Raw genomic sequence first — 14,332 nt, 5'->3', positions numbered from 1 at the left:
ATGCGGGCTTTTACCCGCTTTTGAAGAACTATAGCGTGAAACCCCACGAGTGTAAGGTTTTTTGGCGCCTCTTCGGCCGTCGCGGCCAAAATAGGACAACAACACTGTCCTAATTCACTTGATCTATGCCAGAAACATCCAGCCTTCGCAAGAGTGCAGATTCAAAAAATCGGCGGTTTACGACTTAATATTACCGAAAATAGCTACCATAGAGACATAAAATTACACGATTACGCACTATTTTGTTTATTGATTGCCGAGGTCAATTTTTGTGATGATTCCACGCCGCCCCTTTGACCAGCCGGAGTGTTGGCGTAATGTCGCCGCCGAACCTGATCCCCCCACCACATCCCAAGCGGTCTCCTTTCATGTATTTTGCATCCGACAACTGGGCAGGCGCCCATCGATCCATCGCCGAACGTCTGCTCCGGGAATCCGACGGCTTTGCCGCGGCCTATGGCGCAAGTGATCTCGACCGGCGTGTCGAGCGCCGCTTTGCAGAAGTCTTCGAGCGTGAAGTCGCCGTTCTTTTCGTCGGCACCGGCACGGCAGCGAACTCCTTGTCGCTCGCGAGCGTCCAACGGCCGGGCGGCATCACCTTCTCCCATTCTGAAGCACATGTGATTGCGGACGAATGCGGCGCGCCCGACTTCTTCAGCGGTGCCCGCCTGCTTGGCGTTCCCGGCACGGAGGGAAAGATCGATCCGGAAAAGCTCAAGGAGAAGATCGCGGCCTTCCCGCAAACGGCAGTGCAGCACGGGCGGGCAACGGCGGTCACGATCACTCAGGCAACGGAAGCCGGAACGGTCTACTCGCTCACGGAGATCGACGAGATCGCTGCGATCGCCCGAAAGGACAAGCTGCCCCTCCATATGGACGGCGCGCGCTTTGCCAATGCCCTCGTCTCCCTTGGTGTCAGCCCGGCCGAGATGACCTGGAAGCGCGGCATCGACATGCTGTCCTTCGGCGGCACGAAGAATGGCTGCTGGTGTGCGGAAGCGATCGTCTTCTTCAACCCGGAGCGGGCCAAGGAGATGCTGTTCATCCGCAAGCGCGCCGCCCAGCTGTTCTCGAAGTCACGCTTCATCGCCGCCCAGTTCGATGCCTACTTCGAGAACGATCTCTGGCTCGATCTCGCCCGCCATGCGAACGGTATGTCCGATCGTCTGCGCGCAGGCATCACCGCGAGCAACGCGTCCCGGCTGGCGTGGCCGACCTCGGCCAACGAAGTCTTCGCCGTCATTCCGAAAGGCGCGGCGAAAACGGCACAAGAAAAGGGCGCGAAGTTCTATGAATGGCCGGTGCCACCGGCCAAACCCGAGCTTGTCGGCCGGGATGAGACGCTGATCCGCCTCGTCACCAGCTTTGCGACCAGCGAGGCAGATGTCGATGGTTTCCTGGACTGCCTCGCAAACTGAGTTATGAGCCTCAATTTTGATGGCCTGTCACGGCGGATTGCGGCTTGCCACCATCCGTCGTTTTCGCGTCGTGTCCTGCCACGACAATCAGCATCACACAGGCAACCAGCCCGGATACGAAGAGTACACCATACGTCATCGGTCCGTTCTCCTTGCCCCGAAGATCGACCATGGTGATCCGAGCCTAGGCTCCGAACCTAACCAGATGCCTAAGTGACACGGTTGAGGGCACCTTAAGATGGCAAGCAGGCCATTAACTTTTGGGCGAGGCAGCGAATGAACATTGCGCGGCAACGAAGCGTTATTGCGTGATCGGACCATGATTGATTGCCGATCTGCTGGCCACCATGCCGAGGTCGCGCTATCACCGGCCATGCCCTGATACCTGAAGACGACGAGAGAACGCCGATGGAAATCCGTCCTGAACAGCCGAGCGACATCGCGACGATCCGCCAGATTACAAAGGCGGCCTTCGCGCCTATGGAATACAGTAGCCAGACAGAGGCGGAAATCATCGACGCGCTCCGCAAGGCCAACGCGTTGAAAATTTCGCTCGTCGCCGTCGACGGTGGCGCAGTCATCGGACATGTCGCCTTCTCGCCCGTCACGATCGATGGTGGCGACTACGGCTGGTACGGACTTGGTCCGGTTTCGGTGCGACCCGACCGCCAGAACGAGGGCATCGGTGGAAACCTCATCCGCGACGGCCTGTCGCGGCTGACCGATATCGGCGCCAGGGGCTGCGTTGTTCTCGGCGACCCCGGCTACTACGAGCGCTTCGGCTTCGAGAATGACGTCAATCTGATTTTCGAGGGCGTGCCGGCGGAATATTTCATGCGCCAACGGTTCGATGGCCCGCTGCCTGTCGGCAAAGTCTGCTATCACGACGCCTTCACCGCCACTTAAGACGCCTTAACAGGTCTCATCCGCCGGAACCAAGACGACGTACCTTGCCGAGGATGTCCTCCGACAGCGCATGCACCAGCGCCTGGTCGGCGCCCTTGCGCGGCACAAGGACGAACTCCACCTCCTCGAGGATGGGAAGCCTATCGCGCCCGATCTCCTTCAGACCGGAAGGTGCCATGCTGCGCGGCTGCACCAGCACGCCCATGCCGGCCCGTGCGGCCGCCGTCAGTCCGCTGAGGCTGCCGCAGGTGCAGACGATCCGCCAGGCGACCTGGCTTCGGCCCAGGGCTTCGAGCGCGATGCTGCGCGTCACGCTCGGCGGCGGAAACGCGATCAGCGGCAGAGGCCCACCGCTTAGGACATGCTCCGGATCACGCGCCAGCCACACCAGCGGCTCACGGTAGACCAGCCGTCCGCGCGCATCGCCCAACCGGCGCTTCGCCAGCACGAGGTCGATCTCGCCGTTGTCCTGCATTTCGTAAAGCGTTCCTGACAGGGCTACCGTCAGCTCGAGATCGACGGAGGGGTGCGAGCGAACGAAATCCTCGAGCACCGCCGGAAGCTGGCTGGTCACGAAATCCTCGGAGACGCCGAGCCGCAGGTTGCCGCGCAGATTTTGCCCTTTGAATTGCGATTGCACTTGCGCTTCGATCGCCAGCATCGCCCGCGCGTGGCTGAGCAACGCTTCCCCGTCTGTCGTCATGACTACCTTGTGGGTGTCGCGCGCCAGCAATCGCCGCCCGACCGCGCTTTCGAGCCGCTGGATGTGCTGGCTGACGGTCGACTGCCCGAGACCGAGCCGTTCGGCAGCCAGCGTGAAGCTTCCCATCTGTTCGACGGCAACAAAGCTGCGGAGTTGGGTAAGATCGAGCATGGTGATCCAGAAATACGATAACTGTTATTCCTTGCATCCTGTATCATAATGGAAGAAAGAGAAATGATCCACCGATCCGATGAGTAAAGCCATGCGCCGCTTCTTGCCCGATACATTTACGATCCTGCTCGTCTGCACAGTCATCCTCGCCTCATTCCTGCCGGCCACGGGCACCTTTGCCGGCTATTTCGGCATAGCGACGAACCTCGCGGTGGCCCTACTCTTCTTCCTGCATGGTGCACGCCTGTCCCGCGACGTCGTTATCGCCGGCGTTCTGCACTGGCGGCTGCATCTCGTGATCCTGCTGACGACATTTGGCCTGTTTCCCATCCTTGGCCTAGGCCTTGGCTTTGTGCCGGAGTGGATTCTGCCGAAGCCTCTTTATCTCGGCATACTCTATCTCTGTGTACTGCCTTCGACGGTGCAGTCGTCGATCGCCTTCACCTCCATGGCAGGTGGCAACGTACCGGCCGCCATCTGCTCTGCATCGGCATCGAACATCTTCGGCATGTTCCTGACGCCGCTGCTGGTCGGACTGCTGTTCTCCGTCGGCGGCCATGGCGGCTTCTCATGGGAGGTGCTCGGGCAAATCCTCATGCAACTGCTGCTGCCGTTCATCGTCGGCCAGGTGCTGCAGCCATGGATCGGGGCCTGGATCCGCGCGAAAAAGACGCTGCTGATGCCTGTTGATCGTGGCTCGATCCTGATGGTCGTCTACCTCGCCTTCAGCAAGGCAATCGTTGAAGGGCTGTGGCACGAGTTCTCGGTCACCGACATCGCGGCCGTCATCATCGCCGACACGGCGCTGCTTGCCTTCGTATTGTGTTTCACCATGTTTGGCAGCCGCCTGCTCGGTTTCAACAAGGCCGACGAGATCACCATCACCTTTTGCGGATCGAAGAAGAGCCTCGCCAGCGGCGCGCCGATGGCCAGCGTCATTTTTGCCGGGCAATCGATCGGCGCGATCGTGCTGCCGCTGATGCTGTTCCACCAGATCCAGCTGATGGTTTGCGCGGTCATCGCACAGAAGTACGCGGCAAAGACGGCACATCGCATCACCACGGAAGAAACCGAGGAAGCGGCAAGCCCGGCTTGATGGCAGACAACAAAAAGGCGGCGCTCAAACGAGCGCCGCCGGCATGCTTGGTCTTGGGAGGACCGATTGGGTTAGTTGGTGACCTGTGCCTCGATGGCCTTCGGCGCGCTGACCGGCTCAGCCGCAATCGCGATCTTGCGCGGCTTCATGGCTTCCGGAATGCTGCGAAGCAGGTCGATGTGGAGAAGACCGTTCTTCAGCGAAGCGGCGGTAACCTCGACATGGTCGGCAAGCTGGAAGCGGCGCTCGAAGGCGCGCTTGGCAATGCCGCGATAGAGGAACTCGCTGCCATCAACCTTGTCTTCGCTCTTTTCACCCTTGACGGTGAGAGCGTGAGCCTGTGCCTCGATGGAGATTTCGGTCTCATCGAAACCGGCAACGGCCATGGTGATGCGGTAGGTGTTTTCACCAGTACGCTCGATGTTGTAGGGCGGATAAGTCTGGCCCTGGTCAGGCTGGCCGAGGCTGTCGAGCATGGTGAAGAGACGGTCGAAACCGACGGTCGAACGATAAAGGGGAGAGAAGTCTACGTGACGCATGATGTCCTCCTTAAGGAAGCGACGTGTTGCGATAGTTGCCCCTGAAACCCCTTGATCGGCAGCTTCGGGACGGTTTAGCAGGCCCGTTTGGCACCCGCAGGATTGAGATGGGGATGGCCTTTGCGCAGTTCAAGACCCTGGCGTTGGGAGGGAACTCACGCAGCGTGAACCCCGCATGAACAGCCGGTTCGGAAGCCATTCATGCGCAGGGGATTAGGAATCGTGCCTATCGGGTGACACTGGCCCGATGGCTGGAGTGTATCGTCCCTTCGTCTTCAGCCCGATCTCCAGCCGGCATCGCGGAACCTCAAGTTCAGCATGCCGGCTTTTTTTATGGCGTGACGGCAAAACGGCCAGCTTACGTTCACCGCCTGTTACCAAGCCTCTTTTCTTTGATTTGACAGCCCAATCAGCTATCCGTTTTACTCAATAGGCGAATCCGCGAAGCACACGATCGATCGGCCATGGAACAAGTTCTTTTCTCGACCCCCGAAAATCCGGCTCCGGAGAACCGAACCGAAGGCTTCTTCGAAACGCATGACGGCCATCGGCTGCGCTATGCCGTCTTCCGCTCCGACGCGCCGGTGGCGAAGGGTACGGTCGTCCTCCTCCAGGGCCGCAACGAGTATATCGAGAAGTATTTCGAGACGATCCGCGACCTGACGGCCAAGGGCCTGTGGGTCGCGACCTTCGATCTGCGTGGCCAGGGCGGCTCGGACCGGCTTCTGAAGACGCGCACCTATGGCCATGTCCGCCGCTTCGTCGATTACGAGCACGACCTCGACACGTTCCTCGAGAAAATCGTGCTGCCGGATACCCGCCTGCCGTTCTTTCTACTGGCGCATTCGACCGGAGCGCTGATCGCGATGTCCGCCGCCCCGTACCTATCGACACGTATCGAGCGGATGGTGCTGACGGCACCCTTTATTGGTCTTTCAGGTCAGGCAGCATCGGAAGGTACGATCCGGGCGCTTGCCGGGATCGCCTGTTCGCTCGGTCTCGGCTCGTTCCCGCTGACGCCCAAGCTCAAGGAGAAGCCGTTCAGCGACAACCCTCTGACATCGGACGAGACCCGTTTCGAGCGCAATGTCGCTGTTGCCGCCGCCCATCCGGAGCTGACGCTCGGCCCCCCGACAGCGCGCTGGCTGCACGACTCGCTGCTGACGATCGACCGCGTAACCGCTCCGAGCCATTTGTTCTCGATCACCATCCCGACGGTCGTCATCGCGCCGACGCGCGACGCCATCGTGCCCTATATCGCGCAGGAGCGGATCTCGCGCTATTTCCGCGCCGCCCAGTTCGTGCCGATCAATGGTGCGCGGCATGAGGTGCTGCAGGAACGCGACGTCTACCGCAAGGCGGCGCTTGCGGCCTTTCACGCCTTCATCCCCGGCAGTGACGCCGAGGCCGTCGAGGAAGTCGAAGGGTTTGGTACCTAGCCCGGTCTCTATCCAAGCGACCGCGACAAATGCCGGTGGATGCTATCGATTGAGGACCGCCATCGCCTGCTCGTAGACGGCGCGGCTGCCGGCCGCAATGATCGAGCCGCCATTTTCCGGACGCCCGCCATCCCAGGTCGTGATGATCCCGCCGGCATTCTCAATGACGGGGATGATGCCACCGACATCGTAGGGCTTCAGGCCGTTTTCGATCACCAGATCGACATGGCCAGCGGCGAGCAGCGCGTAGGCGTAGCAGTCCGTGCCATAGCGGAAGAGCCGCACCTGGCTCTCGATCTCACGGTATTTCTCCATCTCGACACCGGCAAACAGATGCGGCGAGGTGGTGAAGAGAATGGCGTTCGCCAGTGCGCCGCAATCGCGAACCTGCAGCCGCCGCTCCCCTTCCGGGCCGTTATAGATCGAACCGTTCGCATCTGCGAAATAGCTTTCGCCAGTAAAGGGCTGGTCGATCATGCCCATGACGGCCCGGCCGTTTCGCTGCAGACCGATCAGCGTTCCCCAGACCGGTACACCGGAGATGAACGCGCGCGTACCGTCGATCGGGTCGATCACCCAGACATATTCGCGGTCCAGGCCAACATTGCCGTGCTCTTCGCCGAGAATGCCGTGATCCGGGAAATGCTCCTCGATCAGCGCCCGAATGGCGACTTCCGCCGCCCTGTCGCCTTCGGTGACGGGGTCAAAGCCGCTCGATAGCTTGTTGGTCACGTCAAGTCCGGAACGGAACCGTGGCAGCGTTTCGGCCTTGGCGGCCTCCGCCAGGCGATTGAAGAACGAGCGATCAGGCAACATGGGGAAATCCATTGGTGGCGCGCGAGTGCCGCTTTTCATAGCCGAATTGCCGCCCGTTGCAAACGAGAGCGGCAGCTTTTAGCCGGCTGCACAATTTTTTTGCACTGCAAAATTTTGATTGACAATTGTGCACCGCAATAGTAGCTTTTGCCCACAGTCTTTGACTGTAAATGCCCTCCTTGGGTGTTTCCTCCCTAGACTTAGACCGCCGCGAGGCGGTCTCTTTTTGATGTCTTGAAGGCCTATTCGGCAGCGAGGGCGGTGTCGGTCGCGAACTGCGCCACATAGACCGCCATCTGGCGCATGAAGGCGGTGATCGCTGCGGCAACCAAGGCGAAGTCGGAGCGCTTCTCCAGCGTAACTTCGTCGACATAGATCGAGCGGTTCACTTCAATCTGCAGCGCATGCAGTCCACGCGACGGGCGGCCATAATGCTCCGTGATAAACCCGCCGGCATATGGCTTGTTGCGGATTGCCGTGAAGCCCATCTCCTCCAAGATGGCGACAGCCGCACGCGACAGCTCGGCCGAGGCACTGGTGCCGTAGCGATCGCCGATGATGAAATCCGGCCGCGCATTGGTGCCGGCGACGCGAACGTTGCCCGGCATGGAGTGGCAATCGATCAGCACGCCGAAGCCGAACTGGACATGCGTGCGGGCGATCAGCCGCCGCAACGCCGCGTGATATGGCTTATAAACGGCTTCGATTCGATCGAGCCCCTCCTGCACCGACAGCCGACGGGCATAGATCTCCATGTTCTCGGCAACGATGCGCGGAATGGTACCGAGCCCGCCTGCCACGCGCAGTGAATTGATGTTCGCGTAGGGCGGCAGCAGACCGTCGAACATGCGCGGATCGAGCTCGTAGGGCTCGCGGTTCACATCGAGATAGGCGCGCGGAAAGTTTGCAAGCAGGAGCGGCGCCCCAAGCGCGCTCGCATCGGCAAACAGCTCATCGACATAGTGATCCTCGGAGCGGCGGATGGAAATGCCCTCGAGCCTGGACTGAGCGATGAATTCGGGGGGATAGATGCGCCCGCTGTGCGGCGAGTTGTAGACGAATGGAATGGCGTGCGACGCAGGCTCCCGGACCTCGAAAAGTGCGTATTCAGGGATTTCGTGCACCCTTTTTTCCCTCTTTACCACATCAGGAGGCCATTGCTTCGCCCATGTTGCCAGTTGCAGCACTCCAAGTCCATACTATCTCATGGGGATGACGGCCCGGATGGCCTCTTCACCGGTTGTTTACTGGGCGAACTCTAGTGTAAATGGCTGGAGCCCAACGCATAAATTACTGATTAGCGGTCTGGATAATGACTCAGAAGATACTTCTTGCAGAAGACGACAATGACATGCGCCGGTTCCTTGTGAAGGCGCTTGAAAAGGCAGGCTACAAGGTCCTCTCCTACGACAACGGCGCCAGCGCCTATGACAGGCTTCGTGAAGAACCCTTCTCGCTGCTCCTGACCGATATCGTCATGCCCGAAATGGACGGAATCGAACTGGCGCGCCGCGCCACCGAACTCGATCCGGACCTGAAAGTGATGTTCATCACCGGATTCGCAGCCGTCGCCCTCAACCCTGATTCGAAGGCACCGAAGGACGCGAAGGTCCTTTCCAAGCCTTTCCACCTTCGCGACCTCGTCGAGGAAGTAAATAAAATGCTTGCCGCATAAGGCTTCCGGCAAGGCATGTCACAAAACCGAAAAAAGCCTATTGACGGCAAAAAGGGTTTGTGGTCTATGCGCCGCCATCGGATGGGCGTGTAGCTCAGCGGGAGAGCACTACGTTGACATCGTAGGGGTCACAAGTTCGATCCTTGTCACGCCCACCATTCGAATTCAAAGGCTTAGCGGGAAACCGCTAAGCCTTTTTCGTTTTCGGGACAGCCCAAACATTGATTGCACGCAGCCGACGCGCGGCAAGAGACGGATGGCCGTCTTCGCCTTTGCGTCGGCACCTACGGGTTATTGTAAAAGGACCCACTGTCGTAAGTGCAGGCGTAGTCGAGCGCGCATTGCTTGCCGGTCTTATCCCGGAAATTCGCGGTGGTGCGCGCGTAGCCCAAGCCGCATTTGGCGGGCGGATAGCGAAAGCTGCTGCCGCCGAAACCGGAACGGACGAAAACCTTCTTGTTCTGGCGGATGATCTGGGAAATCTGGCTGCACGTGTAAGCGCCGGCATCTACGTTCAGTGCTCCGGCAGACCATGCCGCGGACGGAAGCATCAACGCGGCGGCCAAGCCCCCCGCACCGAAAGCCTTATTGAATGGCGTGCCCATCTCGCCCTGCCCGTAAGTGTGACCGAAGCTTGAATATACTCGTTTTCGGCGAAGCAACAAAACGGCGCTCCATTCCTTGCCAATGCGGAACGCCCGCCAAGGGGCGGGCGCTTCGTTCGGCTTTCGTGCGCAACAGCAGCCCATGCTACATGCAGGCGGACGCGGACTTCATTGCCGCCTCGGCAAGCGCCCTCGTCTTGTGCGCGCCGCCGATAGCCATGGCGGTCTTGCCATCAGGACGCTTCGACACGACGCTGCATTTACTGTTGTTCGGAGAATGTTCTACGTAGTAGTGGCTGCTTGCGGCCAGCGCCGGTGCGACGCCGAAGGCCAGGATAGCTACGCTCAGAGCGATTTTCCTGATCATCGCATTCCTCCATCTTGAATCGGCCGGCAGTCTCGCTGCCAGACCAAGGCGTAGCTATCGCGCCCGATGAATTTGACGAAGCGGCATTTCACCGCATGCCCCTCATGTCCGGACCAAGGACCGCGCAGGAAGGCAGTCGATTGCCAAGTCCACCGGCCAAGCCTATCGACCAATTTCGAACACAGAAGAATGGCAAGCCGCTGCCGACACACTGCACCGCCGACATAAGCACTACGAGGTAAAGAGATGAGACTGGCAACTTTGGCCGCCGCTTCGCTGCTCGCCGCAACACTGACAACCGCAGCGGACGCAGCCCCGCAGAACTTCCCCGGCGCTCCGGGGGCACTGACGCTCACCGGCAAATGCGCCAAGCTCGTCGTCGGCAAGGTCGACGCGACGAAGGGCTGCGAAGGCGAACTCGCGAGCGTGACGCTCGTGAATGGACAGGTCACCTTCATCTTCACCTCGGGCGGCAAGATGCTGGGCTTCCAGGGTGACGGCACGGCCATCAAGCCTGCTGCCAACGGCAATGCCCGCATGCCGCTCAACCTGGTGGTCACGGGCGTCGGCCAGAAGATGACAGGTCAGGTCAAAGTTGCCGGCACCTGCACGATGGGTAACCCCTACGGCGGAAAGCCGGTCGCCATCGAATGCTCGGCCGAGAGCAAGGACACCGCCTTTACCGGCAGCTTTCGCACCAACGGCAAGGCGCCGAAGCAGAAGTAGGCCGGCATACGCCGCGGGCTTGCCTCAGGCGCACCACGCGCCATTTGCGCCGGGTTTGCGGGCCAATCCCTCGTTGATCATCTGCGCGCCGATCGACCGACCATCGCGAGACACGACATGCGGGACGCCGCCCTTGCCAGGCTGCCCTGCCGGGTTCATCGCGAAGGATCCGGAGTTCAGGATATTCAGGAGCCGCAGCTTCGCGGCGAAGCCCAGCCGCTTCTCGTTGTCGCAACGGGCCGTCTCAATGCCGGGGCTCACGACGTCGGCAATGGCGATCTTCTCGCCCTTGTACCAGAACGTGCCTCCATCCGCGACGCAGTTGATGTGCTCGCCCTGGCCGCAATAGCCGAAGGCGGCCTTGCCGGTCTGCGCCTGCGCGGGGGAGAGGGAAACCGGCACCGCTTTTTCAAGGACGACAGGTGCCTTGGCCGGAATGGGCACGGCTGCAGGCGGCACCATGCGGGACACTGGCGCGATTGAAGCGGTCTGCCTCGGGCTCGGATCGCGTGCAGGTTCGCTTCGCGCGACCGGCGCTGCCCGAGAGACGATCGAGGCTGGCGCATGCGTGGCCAGCATCGGCTTCACGCTCTTCCAATTGTCGTAAGTCGCAATGCCCCCAACGGCGATGACGCCGATGATTGTCCAGGGGAGAGCGCTTCCGCCTCCCCTTGCCTTCGATCGTGCCGATGATTTGCGGCGGCGTGTCGCAGTCTTTGCCATCTATCCGATTCCCCTGAACACACGGATTATCGCCGGGCAATCCTTTCCGAAAGGTTGGCGACCACGTCATTTTGGTACAGACGTGATGATCCGACGCTCCTGCGAACGGGCGCGCAGTCGCAAAAGTACAAGATATCTAGAGCCGGGCGCCCGGGAACGTGGAGTCAGGCCTTGAGTGCGTCGGCGGGCTCCAACGAGACCTCAGTGAATTCGTGATCTCGATTCTTTCCAGATCGATCTGGATATCAGCGGCCGCGCGAAGCGCCTGCCATTCGATCTCGTGCTTCAGGCAAATGTCGTGCGGCACCAAAGTCGTCTTCATCTTTCCTCACCGGTTGTCGGTAATACAGGGCAGCAGGCGTCAATAGGTCAGCGGATCGGCCTTGCGATCGTGGAATCCTCCTCGGCGGCCGGCTTCGGCCCGCCTTTCGAAAGATCGCCGCCGGTGCAGTGAGCGGGGATATGGACGTCATCGAAAACGCCATGCGGCAGCGTCAGGTCGACGTGATGCGGCGGCAGCACTTGTGCCTTTTGCATTCGGTTGGGGCGCGCCCGCTTCATGCGGTCCGATTTTTCCGTGCGCGTGTCGGGAGTGTGGGTCGAGGGGTGCATCATCGGCCTCCTTTTTATTGCGCATGCCACTGGTGAACGAAGGACTAACGACCTCGGCGCCGAATAGTTCCGAGGAAAAGAACAAACCGCATCGCGCCGCCTTGACTGGCGTGGCAAGTTCACTACCTTCGACTTATCCCGAGGCCTCGGACATCGGCCGACGGGTCAACCTGGTGCCGGGCCCCTCTGGCGAGAGTTTTTACGGCGCTCTCGTGATGTCGGTACCGCCTGCAGCTTAAGCCGGCGGATTTTTCATTGATGAAAAAGCTCACCATGCCTCACGCGCATGCCCTTTGTGGTATGTCGCTTTTTTCCCGCACATCCTTGTTCGACAACCTTCGTGGCTGCGAGGTGCGGCCATGACCAGCGGTTCCCCGCAAAAATCGACGCTCAGCTATTTCCGCTGGGCCTTCATCGTCACCTTCCTCGGCCTCGTCCTTGGCGCAGCCCTCGGCTGGCAGACGACGGGCACGATCGGCGGCATGGCGACCGTCTTCTTCATCTGCACGGTGCTCGCCGTGCTGGAGATTTCGCTCTCCTTCGACAACGCCATCGTCAATGCCAACAAGCTTAAGGAGATGACACCGGTCTGGCAGCATCGCTTCCTCACCTGGGGCATCGTCATCGCCGTCTTCGGCATGCGTATCGTCTTCCCGCTCGCAATCGTCGCGATCGCCGCCCAAATCGGCCCGTGGGAAGCCCTGGTGCTCGCTGCCCGCGACCCTGCGGAATACGCCCGCATCATGAACGACGCACACCTGCCGATCGCAGCCTTCGGCGGCACCTTCCTGATGATGGTTGGTCTCAACTACTTCTTCAATCATGAGAAGGACGTCCACTGGATATCAGGGCTTGAAAAGCTCATGGCCCGCTCGGCCACGATCAAGGGCATCGAGATTGCCTTCGTGCTGGCGCTGGTCCTGGTGTTCTCGTCGTTCCTCGGAGAAGAAGAGGCCACAACCTTCGTGCATTGCGCCATCTATGGTCTTCTGACCTTCCTGGCGGTCGAGGTGATCGGCGGCCTGCTCGATGCGTCGCAGCAGACGATGAGCGCCGCCGCCAAAGGCGGTCTCGGTGCCTTCATCTATCTCGAAGTGCTCGACGCCAGCTTCTCCTTCGACGGCGTCATCGGCGCCTTCGCGCTGACGCAGAACCTCTTCGTTATTGCGATTGGCCTCGGCATCGGCGCCATGTATGTGCGTTCGATGACAATCATGCTCGTCGAAAAGGGCACGCTCGCGGAGTATCGCTATCTCGAGCACGGCGCCTTCTACGCAATCCTGATCCTCTCGGTGATCATGTATGTGCAGACGATGTACCATATTCCCGAGGTCATTACCGGCCTTGGCGGTGCCGCCCTGATCGGCATTTCACTCTGGTCTTCCATCCGCTACAACAAGAAGGAACAGGCGGAAGAGCGCGCCGAGGCGCATAAGGAACTGCACGCCTGAGCTTGCAAGCCGCATTCACCGATGCGGCTTCATCAGAACAAAAATAAAGCCCGCGACCATCCGGTTGCGGGCTGTTTCGTATCCGGCGATCAGAGACCGCCAGCCGCGCCTAAGGCGCGGATAAGCTAGTGGTTGATTCTGCCGAACATGCTCGGGTCGATGCCGAGTTCGCGCAGATCGCGCGCCTTCGGGCGGCGGCCAGCTTCGATGGTGGCGCTCACAGCATTCGCAGCACCGATCATCGCAAAGGCGCGGCCAAGGAAACCATCGCGAATGGACTTACGGAAGGACATTTTCTCTCTCGCTTTGCTTTATGATTGACCACTCATACATGTGAACGGAAGCGCGTCTTCACAAGCAACAGAAATTCAGCCCTGCCATGCAAGAACAAGCGATCGAGCGCAAAACGCGCCATGTGGTTGAGAACACGCGACAAAATGAATGGAGGCATCAAATTGACAGGCTCGTTCACAATCAGACGCGCGCGCCCATCGGACGCTGAAGCGCTTTGCGAATTTGCGGCCAGCAGTTTCGAGCGACCTACGGCAGCGACACGCCCGCATCGGATCTCGAGTCCTACATCCAGGCGAATATCAGCGCCGAACAGCAGAATGCGGAGATTGGCGACCCCTCAGTCGCTGTTTTCCTCGCCATGCCTGATGATCGCGTCATCGGATATGCTCACCTCATGCTGGATACAGTCGACAGACGATCGGCCTTCCTCAATCGAATTTATGTCCACACCGATTGGAGGGGACGCGGATTGGCTATGGCCCTCCTCAAAACGGTCCTGCACGACGCGCATCAACGTGGCGCAACTCGCCTGGAGCTGACCGTCTACGAGCGAAACGCACGAGCCATTGCGTTTTATGAGAGGGCCGGCTTTGTCGTGACGGGCAATACGATCTTCGTGGTCGGTCAGATTTTTTGCAGAGCGACCTGGTGATGGAAATGAAGTTGGCCGAGCGGCCTAACAGCTGAACGGCGCGGCCAGCATAGGTGACTGCCGAACAGCAGAAACTCCGCATTGGATGCGCCGCAGAAGCACCCGTGCCGTCCGCAGCAACCACCAATAACACCTTATC

19 protein-coding genes and 1 tRNA gene are annotated in these 14,332 nt (G+C 60.1%); 9 read left to right on the top strand and 11 right to left on the bottom strand.

The genetic code is table 11. The annotated features are described in order from the left end of the window. Positions 1-368: 368 nt before the first annotated feature. Positions 369-1,418, top strand: a complete 1,050-nt coding sequence (locus AS026_RS31280; RefSeq protein ID WP_062374420.1) for a threonine aldolase family protein — start codon at positions 369-371, stop codon at positions 1,416-1,418. Positions 1,419-1,428: 10 nt separating this feature from the next. Here the strand turns inward: AS026_RS31280 and AS026_RS44065 are convergent, their stop codons facing one another. Then, complete coding sequence (locus tag AS026_RS44065) at positions 1,429-1,557, bottom strand: hypothetical protein (RefSeq protein WP_019280707.1); 129 nt, start codon at positions 1,555-1,557, stop codon at positions 1,429-1,431. 269 nt (positions 1,558-1,826) lie between these two features. On the opposite strand from AS026_RS44065, the gene AS026_RS31275 reads away from it, so the two are divergent. Further along, positions 1,827-2,324 carry a GNAT family N-acetyltransferase gene (locus tag AS026_RS31275; RefSeq protein WP_025658952.1) on the top strand — a complete coding sequence of 166 codons (498 nt, stop codon included), beginning with the start codon at positions 1,827-1,829 and terminating at the stop codon, positions 2,322-2,324. Between the two features lie 16 nt (positions 2,325-2,340). On the opposite strand, the gene AS026_RS31270 is transcribed toward AS026_RS31275, so the two are convergent. After that, positions 2,341-3,198, bottom strand: coding sequence for a LysR substrate-binding domain-containing protein (locus AS026_RS31270; protein ID WP_018859906.1), 858 nt, complete (start codon positions 3,196-3,198; stop codon positions 2,341-2,343). Positions 3,199-3,289: 91 nt separating this feature from the next. Here AS026_RS31270 and AS026_RS31265 point away from each other — a divergent pair, with 91 nt between their 5' ends. Continuing rightward, positions 3,290-4,294 (top strand): bile acid:sodium symporter family protein, encoded by a 1,005-nt coding sequence (locus AS026_RS31265; protein WP_018859905.1) that lies wholly within the window; start codon positions 3,290-3,292, stop codon positions 4,292-4,294. Positions 4,295-4,365: 71 nt separating this feature from the next. On the opposite strand, the gene AS026_RS31260 is transcribed toward AS026_RS31265, so the two are convergent. Further along, a complete protein-coding gene (locus tag AS026_RS31260; RefSeq protein WP_018859904.1) occupies positions 4,366-4,833 on the bottom strand; it encodes an Hsp20 family protein in 468 nt (155 codons plus the stop codon). 464 nt (positions 4,834-5,297) lie between these two features. On the opposite strand from AS026_RS31260, the gene AS026_RS31255 reads away from it, so the two are divergent. Continuing rightward, a complete protein-coding gene (locus tag AS026_RS31255) occupies positions 5,298-6,272 on the top strand; it encodes an alpha/beta fold hydrolase (protein ID WP_062374418.1) in 975 nt (324 codons plus the stop codon). A 42-nt stretch (positions 6,273-6,314) separates the two neighbouring features. On the opposite strand, the gene hisN is transcribed toward AS026_RS31255, so the two are convergent. Further along, entirely contained in the window at positions 6,315-7,088 is a 774-nt protein-coding gene (hisN, locus tag AS026_RS31250; RefSeq protein WP_026372158.1) for a histidinol-phosphatase, read from the bottom strand. Positions 7,089-7,330: 242 nt separating this feature from the next. Then, the gene (locus AS026_RS31245) at positions 7,331-8,212 is read right to left on the bottom strand and encodes an N-formylglutamate amidohydrolase (protein ID WP_025658948.1); all 882 of its coding nucleotides are present in this window, start codon (positions 8,210-8,212) and stop codon (positions 7,331-7,333) included. Positions 8,213-8,400: 188 nt separating this feature from the next. Here AS026_RS31245 and cpdR1 point away from each other — a divergent pair, with 188 nt between their 5' ends. Together cpdR1 and AS026_RS31235 are read left to right on the top strand one after the other, a co-directional pair. Beyond that, positions 8,401-8,763, top strand: coding sequence for a response regulator CpdR1 (gene cpdR1 / locus AS026_RS31240; RefSeq protein WP_007527565.1), 363 nt, complete (start codon positions 8,401-8,403; stop codon positions 8,761-8,763). A gap of 83 nt (positions 8,764-8,846) precedes the next feature. Continuing rightward, a tRNA-Val gene (locus AS026_RS31235) sits at positions 8,847-8,921 on the top strand. A gap of 126 nt (positions 8,922-9,047) precedes the next feature. Here AS026_RS31235 and AS026_RS31230 read toward each other — a convergent pair. Both AS026_RS31230 and AS026_RS31225 read right to left on the bottom strand, forming a co-directional pair. Then, the gene (locus AS026_RS31230) at positions 9,048-9,368 is read right to left on the bottom strand and encodes a hypothetical protein (protein WP_025658947.1); all 321 of its coding nucleotides are present in this window, start codon (positions 9,366-9,368) and stop codon (positions 9,048-9,050) included. Positions 9,369-9,513: 145 nt separating this feature from the next. After that, positions 9,514-9,735, bottom strand: a complete 222-nt coding sequence (locus tag AS026_RS31225) for a hypothetical protein (protein ID WP_025658946.1) — start codon at positions 9,733-9,735, stop codon at positions 9,514-9,516. Between the two features lie 246 nt (positions 9,736-9,981). Here AS026_RS31225 and AS026_RS31220 point away from each other — a divergent pair, with 246 nt between their 5' ends. Then, on the top strand, positions 9,982-10,461 hold the full coding sequence (locus AS026_RS31220; protein WP_018856619.1) for a hypothetical protein: 480 nt from the start codon (positions 9,982-9,984) through the stop codon (positions 10,459-10,461). A gap of 24 nt (positions 10,462-10,485) precedes the next feature. Here the strand turns inward: AS026_RS31220 and AS026_RS31215 are convergent, their stop codons facing one another. The 3 genes from AS026_RS31215 to AS026_RS31205 form a co-directional block, all read right to left on the bottom strand. Continuing rightward, positions 10,486-11,184: a hypothetical protein gene (locus tag AS026_RS31215; protein WP_018856618.1), complete on the bottom strand. Its 699-nt coding sequence runs from the start codon at positions 11,182-11,184 to the stop codon at positions 10,486-10,488. 136 nt (positions 11,185-11,320) lie between these two features. Then, a complete protein-coding gene (locus AS026_RS31210; RefSeq protein ID WP_018856617.1) occupies positions 11,321-11,506 on the bottom strand; it encodes a hypothetical protein in 186 nt (61 codons plus the stop codon). A gap of 47 nt (positions 11,507-11,553) precedes the next feature. Further along, positions 11,554-11,799, bottom strand: a complete 246-nt coding sequence (locus tag AS026_RS31205; RefSeq protein WP_018856616.1) for a hypothetical protein — start codon at positions 11,797-11,799, stop codon at positions 11,554-11,556. Between the two features lie 356 nt (positions 11,800-12,155). On the opposite strand from AS026_RS31205, the gene AS026_RS31200 reads away from it, so the two are divergent. Continuing rightward, positions 12,156-13,247, top strand: a complete 1,092-nt coding sequence (locus AS026_RS31200) for a DUF475 domain-containing protein (protein ID WP_025658943.1) — start codon at positions 12,156-12,158, stop codon at positions 13,245-13,247. Between the two features lie 125 nt (positions 13,248-13,372). On the opposite strand, the gene AS026_RS42505 is transcribed toward AS026_RS31200, so the two are convergent. Continuing rightward, positions 13,373-13,540, bottom strand: a complete 168-nt coding sequence (locus AS026_RS42505; protein WP_018856614.1) for a hypothetical protein — start codon at positions 13,538-13,540, stop codon at positions 13,373-13,375. 215 nt (positions 13,541-13,755) lie between these two features. Between AS026_RS42505 and AS026_RS31195 the strand changes: the two genes are divergently transcribed. Next, positions 13,756-14,193 (top strand): GNAT family N-acetyltransferase, encoded by a 438-nt coding sequence (locus AS026_RS31195; RefSeq protein WP_245307694.1) that lies wholly within the window; start codon positions 13,756-13,758, stop codon positions 14,191-14,193. The last annotated feature ends 139 nt before the right edge of the window (positions 14,194-14,332 follow it).

Source organism: Rhizobium altiplani, from assembly GCF_001542405.1.
GTDB classification, from domain to species: domain Bacteria; phylum Pseudomonadota; class Alphaproteobacteria; order Rhizobiales; family Rhizobiaceae; genus Rhizobium; species Rhizobium altiplani.
Note: the sequence above shows the minus strand (reverse complement) of the source record. Positions and strands in the feature narration are given on the sequence as shown.